Origin of the sequence: Ferrigenium straubiae (assembly GCF_051257895.1) — a bacterium.
Classification (GTDB): Bacteria; Pseudomonadota; Gammaproteobacteria; order Burkholderiales; family Gallionellaceae; genus Gallionella; species Gallionella straubiae.
Genome location: NZ_CP194331.1, coordinates 1,054,784 through 1,065,768, shown reverse-complemented (window position 1 = coordinate 1,065,768; position 10,985 = coordinate 1,054,784). Strand labels below are relative to the sequence as shown.

Genomic DNA, 10,985 nt, shown 5'->3' with positions numbered 1-10,985 from the left:
GGGGCAGGCAACTGCCCCTTTTTTTTTGTGTCAACTATGAAGCCATGGCCCATCCTCGCCATTGCTACGTCAGTGCATGATCCCTTTGCATTTCGCACCCGATTATTTTGCCCCGCAATCGCTCGGGGATTTTCCGGCGCATGCGCTTGGGTTTCTATCAACCGTCTGGTAAATTGCAATAGACGGGAAAAGACGGCGTGAAACGGTTATGCAGTGTGAAAGCCAGGGTTTATGCTGGTTCGATGGGCGTGAATGGATGGAGAAGTGCAGCTTTTTGGCGTCCTCGACAGGAATCGAACCTGTAATTGACCCTTAGGAGGGGCCGGTTATATCCATTTAACTACGAGGACAGGCTGGCTGCGGATGCAGGGTGCGCATTCTAGCCTAAACGCCGCTTAATCAGAACCCGATCGGGGGCATGCCATGGAAAAACGCAAATTGCCCGGTACCGTCATCGCGCTCGGCCTGGTCAGTTTCCTGAATGACCTGGCTTCGGAAATGGTGACGCCGTTCATCCCGATCCTGATCGCCACCGTGCTTGGGGCGGGGCCGGTAATCCTCGGGCTGGTGGAGGGGGCGGCGGATGCGGCGGCGAGCTTCCTCAAGCTGTGGGCGGGGCGCTATTCGGATACCGGGCAGGGGCGGCGCAAGCAGTTGATGGTGTTCGGCTATGGCTTGTCCAACCTGGTGCGGCCGCTGCTCGCGCTGGTGTCGAGTTGGGGCGCGTTGCTGCTGCTGCGCAGCTTGGATCGCGCCGGCAAGGGCCTGCGCAATGCGCCGCGCGACGCGTTGCTCGCGGATAGCGCGCATTCCGATATCCATGGTTTCGCCTACGGTTTCCACCGCGCAATGGACAACGCCGGGGCGCTGGGCGGTACACTGCTCGCCGTTGCCGCGTTGAGCTGGCTGCACTGGTCGGTGAGTGAGGTGATCCTGTGGTCGGCCGTGCCAGGCGTGCTTGTGTTGCTGGTGCTGGTGTTCGGCGTACACGAAACGCCGCGCCCGGAAGTGCCGCAGCAGAAGCCGCAGGCGCCGCTGGCGTGGGCCGTGCTGTCACCCAACATGCGCCGCTATCTGTGGGTGCTGGTGCTGTTCACCTTCGCGCGCGTCTCGGAAAGTTTCATCCTGCTGCGCGGCAACGAGTTGGGTATGAGCGTGGTGCAGTTGCTGCTGCTGTGGGCGGCGCTGAACCTCGTCAAATCCGCTGCCTCGCTGCTCGGCGGGCGCATGGCGGATGAGTTCGGCAGGCGCCGCCTGACCATGATTAGCTGGTCAGGCTACGCCGCAGGTTTTGTGGCGCTCAGCCTGGTCGAACAGGGCAGCGCGCTATGGGCCTGCACCCTGCTGTATGGCTTGCTGGCCGGCATGGGTGAAGGCTCGGAACGCGCGTTGATCAGCCTGTATGCCGACGAACGCGAGCGCGGCACGGCGTTCGGCTGGTATCATCTCGCCGTCGGCCTGAGCGCCATTCCCGCCGGGCTGTTGTTCGGCACGATATGGCATTACTGGAACGCCGGTGCCGCATTTCTCTTTGCCGGGGCGTTGGCGTTGCTGTGCGCGCTGTTGTTGCGCTTCTGGCGTTTCAACGATCCGGCGTGATTTTCATCAAATGGTTTTCGGTCGGTTTTTTTTCAATCAATCAAGATACTTCAACAAGTAGTTTTCACTTATGCCAATCATCACATTAGACAAGGCCTGCCTTGCATTCGGGCACGTCGCGCTGCTCGACCACGCCGATTTCCAGCTTGACGAGGGCGAACGCGTCGGCCTGATCGGGCGCAACGGCGGCGGCAAGTCGAGCCTGATGCGAGTGCTGGCCGGCCAAGCGAATCTGGATGACGGGCTGGTGTGGTGCGCACCGACTGCGCGTATCTGCTATGTCAGCCAGGAGCCGGTGCTGGGGGCGGATGACACGGTGTTCGATGCGGTGGCGCAGGGGCTGGGCGGCATCCAGAAGCTGCTGCACGATTACCACCATGTGTCGCATCAGATATCCGAGCCGGATGCGGACGTGGATAAACTGCTGGAACAGATGCAGCACCTGCAGACCCAACTGGAAGCACAAGACGGCTGGTCGATCCAGGCGCGCATCGAGACCACCATTGCAAAGCTCGACCTGGAGGCCGACAAGCGCGTCGGTGAACTATCTGGTGGGCAGCGCAAACGCGTGGCACTGGCGCAGGCGCTGGTGGCCGAGCCGGACGTGCTGATCCTCGACGAGCCGACCAACCATCTGGATTTCGCGTCGATCGAATGGCTCGAAGGCCTGCTGAACAATTTCGGCGGTGCGGTGCTGTTCGTCACGCACGACCGCCGTTTTCTCGACAACGTCGCGACGCGCATCATCGAGCTGGATCGCGGCAAGCTGGCGGGTTTCCCCGGCAACTTCTCCGCCTATCAGGCGATCAAGGAGCGCATGCTGGCGGACGAGGCGGTGGTGAATGCCAAGTTCGACAAAGTGCTGGCGCAGGAAGAAGTGTGGATACGCCAGGGCGTCAAGGCGCGCCGCACGCGCAACGAAGGCCGTGTGCTGCGTCTCGAACAGTTGCGCCGCGAGCGTGCGGCGCGGCGCGAGAAACTCGGCAAGGTCGAGATGAGCGTGGATGCCGGCGAGCGCTCCGGCAAGCTGGTCGCGGAACTCGTCAATGTCAGCAAGTCGTATGGCGCGCGCAAAATTATCGACGATTTCTCCTGCCGCATTCAGCGCGGCGACAAGATCGGCCTGCTCGGTCCGAACGGTGCGGGAAAGAGCACGCTGCTCAAGATCATCCTCGGCGAGTTGCAGCCGGACAGCGGGCAGGTGAAGCTCGGCACCAAGATTGCGGTGGCGTATTTCGACCAGTTGCGCGAACAACTGAATGACGAAGCGACGCTCGCCGATACCATCAGCCAGGGTTCTGATTTTGTCGAGATCGGCGGACAGAAGAAGCACGTCATCAGCTATCTCGGCGATTTCCTGTTCGCGCCGGAACGTGCGCGTTCGCCGGTCAAAAGCTGCTCAGGCGGCGAGCGCAACCGCCTGCTGCTGGCGCGGCTGTTCACCCAGCCCGCCAACGTGCTGGTGCTCGACGAGCCGACCAACGACCTCGACATCGAGACGCTGGAGCTTCTTGAAGAGTTGCTTTCCAGTTACGAGGGCACGCTGTTCCTGGTCAGCCACGACCGCGCGTTTCTCGACAACGTGGTGACGCAGGTGATCGCCTTCGAGGGCGATGGCAAGCTGATCGAATACGCCGGCGGCTACGAGGACTGGGTGCGCGTGAAGAAATATCAGGCGGGTGTGGCGGCCGTCAAACCCGCCGCCACGCCGCCGCGCGCCGCAGAGGTCAAGGTTGAGAAAGCCAAACCTGCCAGCAAGCTCGGCTTCAAGGAGGCGCGCGAACTGGAAGAGTTGCCGAAACGCATCGAGGCCCTGGAGCGCGAGCAGAGCGACATCGCCGCGCATTTCGCCGACGGCAGCATCTTCAGCAGCGATCCTAAACGCGCCAAGCAGTTGCAGGCGCGCAATGAGGAAATCGAGGTGGAAATCGCGGCGGCATTGGAGCGCTGGGAAGAGCTGGAGCGGCGTTCTTCAGCCCTGTAACATTGGGCCATCGTTATCTGTGAAACACGAGTTTCGGCAGATAATTCAACTCCTGAGTATCCACACTCGCATCTTTACCTGATAGTTTGAGCGATGAATCTGGTTTTCCGTTAAGGTGTTTTCAGCCGGAAAATGCGGGTTTTTCAGTATTTCGGCTTTCTCCCAACCCCTGCAACATAGGCGTGCTGCCTGCATCGTCCCGGTAGTGCGAGCAATTTCCGGACCGGCACAGAAACCGGCAGCCCTGCGTCGCTCGCTTGGCTCAATCCGGATTCCATGTGCGCATCTGGAGCGACTCCTGCCATGCATGCCCAAAGGAGAACGCAATGAAAATACAAAAAGGTTTCAGCCTGATCGAATTGATGATCGCCGTCGTGATTGTCGGCATTCTTGCCGCAGTGGCTTTCCCCAGCTACCAGAATTATGTCGTCAAAAGCAATCGGGCGGCTGCACAGGCTTTCATGGTGGATGCAGCGAGCCGCGAGAAGCAATATTTGCTCGACGCTCGCAGTTACGTGAGTGTGGCTGACAACAGCGGTTTTTCTGCCTTGGGCATGACCGTACCGGGCGATGTTGGCAAGCACTACACCATTGCAATCTCTGCACCGGCAGCAACGCCGCCGTCCTTTACTATCACCGCCACCCCGACCAGCAGCCAGCAGACGGCTGATGGCGCATTGACCTTGACCAGCGACGGCACCAAAGGTCCCAGCGGCAAGTGGTAAACATGAAAAAAATGCACTCGGCCGAATCCGGCTTCACCCTCACCGAGCTTCTGGTGGTCGTGGCGGTACTGGGCATTCTGGCGGCTGTTGCCGTACCCAGCTTCCAATCGCTGACCCAGAACCAGCAGGTGAAAAATGCGAGCTTCGAATTGTTCTCCAGCCTCAGCCTGGCAAGAAGCGAGGCCATCAAGCGCAATGGCAATGTCACGGTGACGCCGATCGATGTTAACGATTGGGGGAAGGGTTGGGCGATAGCATCATCTGGAGAAACCATCAAATCGCAGGGAGCGCTGAAAGGGGTATCCGTAGTCGCGGCCGGCACACCCGCCAGCGTGGTTTACGCAAGGACCGGCCGGGCAAGCGCGTCGGTGTCCTTTCAAATGGATGTTACGCCTGCGAATCCGGACATTCGCCGCTGCATCAAGATCGAACTGAGCGGGATGCCGCGCACCCTCAAGGGAGCCTGCTCATGAGCGCTTTCAGAAACGCCGGTTTCAGTTTGATCGAGGTGCTGGTCACCATCCTGATCCTGATGGTTGGATTGCTGGGGCTGGCCGGATTGCAGGGCCGCGCCGTGACTGCACAGATGGAAGCCTATCAGCGCTCGCAGGCGCTGATCCTGCTGAAGGATATGGGTGACCGGATCAGCGCCAACCGTCATAACGCCACCGCTTACATTACCAATGCGAGTGGTGTGACTCCCGCACCGCGCGGAACAGGATTTAATGGTTCTGCCGTGCAGGACTGTTCCGGTTTTACCGGTAGCAGTCTTGACCTGTGCGAATGGCACAATGCGCTGCTGGGCGCGGCGGAAACGCAGGGCGGCGCCAATGTCGGAGCGATGATAGGTGCGCGCGGTTGTGTTTATCAAGTCACGGTACCGGCAAGCGGCGTTGCCGGGGAATATCTGGTTGCCGTTGCCTGGCAGGGGTTCAACAGCACTGCAACCCCCGCTGTAGATTGCGGGAGCGGTCAGTATGGCGATGAGGCGAAGCGCCGAGTGGTTACGCTGCCGGTTGCGATTGCGGACTTGGCGCCATGAACTACTCCATCCGCACATGTGCTCTCGCAAACCGGCAAACCCAACGCGGCCTGTCGCTGGTCGAGTTGATGATTTCCATCACCATCGGCCTGCTCATTCTTTCGTCCATGGCTACTTTGTTCAGCAACCAGAGCAAGACGCGCAGCGAACTGGATAAATCGAATCGCATGATCGACAACGGGCGTTACGCTTTGGATGTGTTGTCAGAAAATCTCCGGGTAGCCGGTTTTTATGGGGAGCTTGACCCATCCTCAACTGCCCTGCCAGCCAGCATTACCGATCCCTGCTCAACCACACCGGCGGACATGGCAGGTGCAATTCGCCTGCATGTAGGGGGCTATAACGCCGCTACGGCCAGCTCGGCCATCGCAAGCCCGCCTTGCGGCCTGACTTCCGCATCGCTTAAAGCCGGCAGCGACATCCTGGTGTTGCGCCGCGCGGACACCTCCGACCCGATTGCACAGGGTTCTGCAACGGATGGCATTCACTACATTCAAGTGTCGAATTGCCAATATGAGGTTGGTACGCCATTCATCATTGCCAACGCTGCAGCCAGTTTCAACCTGAGCCAGCGCAATTGCACCGCAGCCAACAACGCACCTTTTGCCAATGTGCGGCGATTTATCGTGCAGACCTATTTCGTTTCGCCCAATAACAATGGCTCCGACGGAATTCCTACCCTGAAGCGCAGGGAGCTTGATCCGGCTGGTACGGGCGCATTTGTTACCACGCCCCTGGTTGAGGGTATCGAGTACCTCCAGGTTGAGTATGGTCAGGACACCAATAACGATGGCGTGGCCGACAGCTATGCCCAGACCTGTGCGGATGTTACATGCTGGTCGAATATCGTCTCGGTAAAACTTAACATCATCGCCAGGAATACCGAGACGACGGCGAGTTACACCGATGCCAAAACCTATTCCCTCGGTCTGGCCGGAAGCTACACCCCCGCAGGCGGCGATCGCAATTACAAACGCCATGCCTATACCCAGGTGGTTCGCCTGGTTAACCCGGCGAGCCGGAGAGAATCACCATGATCAGTAAACAACACGGCAGTACCTTATTGGTGGCGCTCGTCATGCTGGTGCTGCTGACCCTGATTGCGCTTTCCGCAATGAATGCCACCACCACCAGCATTCAGGTGGTCGGTAATGCGCAATTCCGCGAAGAAGCCAACGCTGCTGGGCAACGGGCGATAGAGACCGTTGTCAGCAACAGCAACTTTCAGACGGTTGTACCATCGCCGCAAAACATCGATATCAACCGGGATGGCACTAATGATTACGCGGTTACGTTCAACCCCGCTCCCAGATGCGTTTCGTATATCCCTGTCGCCACCACGGATACCAATGTCCCTGCGATATGTTTCGGCTCGATAGGCGCGGTTTGTTATTGGACAGTCTGGGATATCACCGCGGTGGTGACCGACCTGCATGGTTCCGGTGCAACAGCCACCATCCATCAGGGTATCAGAACGATCGCCGGCCTGAATACTGCTTTGGCTCAATGTGGCGTTTGATTTGATTGGAGGCTGTCATGAATAAATTCAATAAAATCCTGTTCGCCGTTGCCCTGCTGGGCATGATACTTCCTGCGGCCACCAGCCGGGCGGAAGACATCGATATTTACGCCAGGCCAGAGTCCACTTCGGGTGCGGCCAATCCCAATATTCTGATCGTCATCGACAACAGCGCGAACTGGGCGGATAACGCTCAGCATTTTCCCGGCATGTATCAGGGCGAGGCGGAACTGGATGCCATACGCACTATTACCTCTGAGCTGAACGACAAGGTGAACATCGGACTGATGATGCTGACCTCTAATGTGGACGGTGGATATGTCCGCTTCAAAGTACGTCAGATGAGTCAGACCAACAAGTCTGCCTTCGCCGAACTGATCGGTTACCCATCCGGTTGTACGGATGGCGCAAACAGCCTGAACGGCACACCGAACTGCATCTTCAAAAATTTCAATACGCCTAGAGAAAAAACGAACAATGCCAACTACAGTGCGGCCATGTTCGAAGTCTTCAAGTATTTCGGCGGTTATACCAGTCCGCAATATGCTACCGCCGACCCGGCAGTGGCGGGTGCACCGGTCGATACCACCCATTTTGGCCCCCAACGCCATGCAGGCCCCAACTCCTCTGCAGATCTGTATGCGTTTACCCCTGCGGGGGATACGACGCAGACACTGTATAACCCTCCCATCACCAGCGAGGGAAGCTGCGCCAAAAATTATGTCATCTTCATCGGCAACGGCTTCCCGGCGCAGGACGCCGCCGCCACCCTGTTGAGCGGGGTGGGCGGCGATACCACGCAACTGCCGCTGAACAACCTTGCCGTTACCACCACGACTTCCACCGCGACCACCGAGCGGGGTGTCACGGCGTGCGGTACCTACACCGGCGCAGATGCCGCCGCAAGCACGGCAGCTTGCAGCGCAGACGATGCACATCTGGCCACCCTGTTCCCCGGCTACAGCAATTTTTCCTGCACCCTGAACGAAACTTGCCCCGGTGGTTCACCTGCCACTTCAGACTTGGGCGGACAGGCGTGCTTTGCCACCAGCACCGCGTGCCTCAATAGCCTGCCTGGAAGCTACACGGGTTACGACAGCTACTCCTGCGTGGTCTCGGCGACCAGCTGCACGATAGCGGAGGCGACCACCGCGGCCAACCGGACTGTCGTGTCGGAAACCAGCTGCATCGGCGACAATCTGTCCAATGCAACCTCCTGCACCAACTATGGCGATAGCCACTACCCGTCCTATAGCGGTTTCAGTTGCACCTCGGTCGATAACTGTGGAAGCGCCGGTAAAAAATGGAGAATCACCGCAACCACCTATAATCGTCCCGGCCTGATGTACCAGCGGAGAGGCACTGTCAGTGGCGCCGTTACGACTTACGGCCACAAGATATGGAGCACCGACACGACGACCGTCACCGCGGCTACGCCCACCGGCACCTTTTCGCTGCCGACCAGCCGCGCCCGCTACGCGGACGAATGGGCGCGCTTCCTGAACCGGACCGATGTGAGTTCCGCGCCGGGTCAGCAGAATGTGACCACCTTCGCGATCGATGTTTACAAGGATCAGCAGAATGAAAACCAGACCGCGCTGCTGATGAGCATGGCCAGGGCAGGCGGCGGCAAATACTTCTCGGCAACCAATGCCAACGCGATCAAGACCGCATTGCGCAAGATTGTCTCGGAAATCCAGGCGGTCAACAGCGTTTTTGCCTCTTCCAGCCTGCCGGTCAGCGTCAACACGCAGGGCACTTACCTGAACCAGGTGTTCATGGGTATGTTCCGGCCGGAGGGCACGGCTACGCCGCGCTGGGCGGGCAACCTGAAACAATACGAGTTCAAGATATTCAATGGGGTGCTGCGCCTGGCCGACAAGAGCGGCAACGAGGCGATCAGCTCTACCACCGGCTTCGTTACCCCCTGTGCCGCAAGTTTCTGGAGTACCGACTCCGGCGCCTACTGGGACTATCCTGGCTCGCAGGCGATCGGCGATTGCACGGCTATCACCTCGGCCTTTCCGACCGCGGGCTCGAGTTCTATTTTCTCGGATCTGCCGGACGGTGAGGTGGTGGAAAAGGGCGGGGCGGCCCAACACCTGCGCGGGGTCAAGTCGAGCAGCGGCACCCTGACTTCCAGTTCGCAAAACTACAACGTCTGCGGCGCAGGTCAGACACCGGAAACGGCGCAATGCCGCAAACTGCTGACCTGCGATGGCTCCAGTGCGACCAGTTGCTCTGCCCTGACCAGCTTCGATGTGTCCAATGCGGCCATCACCGCAGCTAATCTGAACATACCGGTTGCTGCCGAACGCGATAACCTGGTCAATTGGATCAGGGGCAAGGATGTCGATAATGAGAACGGCAATCTCGATGCGAGCCTGAATCCGATTACCAATGAAATGCGTCCCTCCGCGCATGGCGGGGTGGTGCATTCCCAACCGGCGGTGGTGGACTACGGCGGAAGCACCGGGGTGGTCGCGTTCTACGGCGCCGACGACGGCGCCTTCCATGCCGTCAGGGGTAACCAGCTCGACACGGACGGCACCGAATTGTGGGGGTTTATCGCCCCTGAAACATACAGCCGCTTTCATCGCCTCAGGGATAACGGGATCACCACGTCGCTGATCAGTTTTCCGGCCGATCCCGTCTCGGCACGCCCGGCCGGCACGGCTCGCAAGGATTATTTCTTCGATGGCTCGATCGGGATTTATCAACAATCCGGTTCAGTGTGGCTGTACACCGGCATGCGCCGCGGCGGCCGCGCTATCTATGCTTTCGATGTCAGCACGCCGATGGCTCCCACGCTCAAATGGCGCAAAGGCTGCTTTACCAATGACACGGCAAATGACACCAGTTGCTCAACCGGCTGGTCCGGCATCGGGCAGACCTGGTCCAAGCCGACGATTGCTTATCTCGATGGGTACAATTTCCCTGCAGGCTATGCCGTCACAGCGCTTCAAAACAAACCAAAGCCGGTGCTGATTTTTGGCGGCGGTTACGACTCATGCGAAGACAACGACAGCGCGACGCCTTGTGCCGGTGCGCGCAAGGGCGCCCAGGTCTGGTTCGTGGATGCGGATACCGGCGTCATCATCCACACCTTTCCGGTCAGCGCCAGCGTTCCCGGGGATCTTTCGCTGCTGAACAATAACAGCGGCTTTGTGACCCATGTCTATGTCTCGGACATCAATGGCGACATCTACCGCATCAACGTCGGCACTTTCAATGGAACGACGCTCACCGCAAGCAGCAGCGATGCTTCGTTCGTCGCGGCGGGATGGAGCAGCAATGCCAATTACGCAGCCATCGAGATCGCGCAACTGAGCGAGACCAATCACGCCCGCAAGTTCATCAATGGGCCGAACGTGGTTCCTTACACTGGATACAACGCCGTGCTGATCGGTTCCGGGGATCGCGAGCACCCCTTGGTCAGCAGCTATGCCTGCAACAATTTTGAGGCGGATAAGGCTTTCCCCGTTGCCGGCACCTTCGTGACCAACCAGGTCTACATGATCAAGGATCGCCCGAACGCCTATCCGGCGAGTCCAATCACGCCGGTTCAGCTGACCGATGTAACTATCGTCACGACGCCGCCAATCAATGAGGCTGGCATCAGCACCTACGGCTGGCGATTTAACCTGGGTTCCTGCGAACAGTCGGTTAACAAGCCGTTGACCGTTGCCGGCGTTACTTTTTTCGGAACCAATACCCCTACACCGACAGCCGGGTCTTCCTGTTTTGCAAACTTGGGTATCGCCAAGGGCTATGCCATCGATTTCACCACCGGCAACCCGGCGTCCGGAAGTACGCGCTCCGCATATTTTCTTGGCGGCGGCATGCCGCCCTCTCCGGTAGCCGGTGTGGTGGATGTCGATGGTACCAAGCTGCCATTCATCATCGGCGGGGTGGATACCACGGAAGCCAATTCATCCGCGCTACAGGGCAGCAAGGTGGAAATAAACCCGACGGGCCAACGTTACCGGGTATTTTGGTATATCCAGAGCGATTAATCCGGTTGGTGAACTCCGATTTGTCCGCCATTTTTGCCGAAGCGGCTGCCCGCACTTTCATGCAGGCTGATTTCCGTCCGGGCTGGAAGAGTGGTTTTGC

8 protein-coding genes and 1 tRNA gene are annotated in these 10,985 nt (G+C 59.0%); 8 read left to right on the top strand and 1 reads right to left on the bottom strand.

Annotation, left to right across the window (positions count from 1 at the left end; genetic code table 11):
* Nucleotides 1–275: 275 nt before the first annotated feature.
* Nucleotides 276–350 (bottom strand) — tRNA-Arg (locus tag ACRRNM_RS04950).
* Between the two features lie 73 nt (nt 351–423).
* Between ACRRNM_RS04950 and ACRRNM_RS04945 the strand changes: the two genes are divergently transcribed.
* The 8 genes from ACRRNM_RS04945 to ACRRNM_RS04910 all read left to right on the top strand — a co-directional run bounded on the left by ACRRNM_RS04945 (nt 424) and on the right by ACRRNM_RS04910 (nt 10,885).
* Nucleotides 424–1,599, top strand: coding sequence for an MFS transporter (locus ACRRNM_RS04945; protein ID WP_435627130.1), 1,176 nt, complete (start codon nt 424–426; stop codon nt 1,597–1,599).
* A gap of 70 nt (nt 1,600–1,669) precedes the next feature.
* Nucleotides 1,670–3,583: an ATP-binding cassette domain-containing protein gene (locus ACRRNM_RS04940; RefSeq protein ID WP_435627129.1), complete on the top strand. Its 1,914-nt coding sequence runs from the start codon at nt 1,670–1,672 to the stop codon at nt 3,581–3,583.
* A gap of 326 nt (nt 3,584–3,909) precedes the next feature.
* Complete coding sequence (locus ACRRNM_RS04935; RefSeq protein ID WP_435627128.1) at nt 3,910–4,308, top strand: type IV pilin protein; 399 nt, start codon at nt 3,910–3,912, stop codon at nt 4,306–4,308.
* 2 nt (nt 4,309–4,310) lie between these two features.
* The gene (locus ACRRNM_RS04930) at nt 4,311–4,781 is read left to right on the top strand and encodes a GspH/FimT family pseudopilin (protein WP_435627127.1); all 471 of its coding nucleotides are present in this window, start codon (nt 4,311–4,313) and stop codon (nt 4,779–4,781) included.
* Nucleotides 4,778–5,350 (top strand): type IV pilus modification protein PilV, encoded by a 573-nt coding sequence (pilV, locus tag ACRRNM_RS04925; protein WP_435627126.1) that lies wholly within the window; start codon nt 4,778–4,780, stop codon nt 5,348–5,350. The genes ACRRNM_RS04930 and pilV overlap by 4 nt, the downstream gene beginning before the upstream one ends.
* A complete protein-coding gene (locus ACRRNM_RS04920) occupies nt 5,347–6,387 on the top strand; it encodes a PilW family protein (RefSeq protein WP_435627125.1) in 1,041 nt (346 codons plus the stop codon). Before pilV ends, ACRRNM_RS04920 begins: the two co-directional genes overlap by 4 nt.
* Nucleotides 6,384–6,869 (top strand): hypothetical protein, encoded by a 486-nt coding sequence (locus ACRRNM_RS04915; protein WP_435627124.1) that lies wholly within the window; start codon nt 6,384–6,386, stop codon nt 6,867–6,869. The genes ACRRNM_RS04920 and ACRRNM_RS04915 overlap by 4 nt, the downstream gene beginning before the upstream one ends.
* 17 nt (nt 6,870–6,886) lie before the next feature.
* Complete coding sequence (locus tag ACRRNM_RS04910) at nt 6,887–10,885, top strand: pilus assembly protein (RefSeq protein WP_435627123.1); 3,999 nt, start codon at nt 6,887–6,889, stop codon at nt 10,883–10,885.
* The last annotated feature ends 100 nt before the right edge of the window (nt 10,886–10,985 follow it).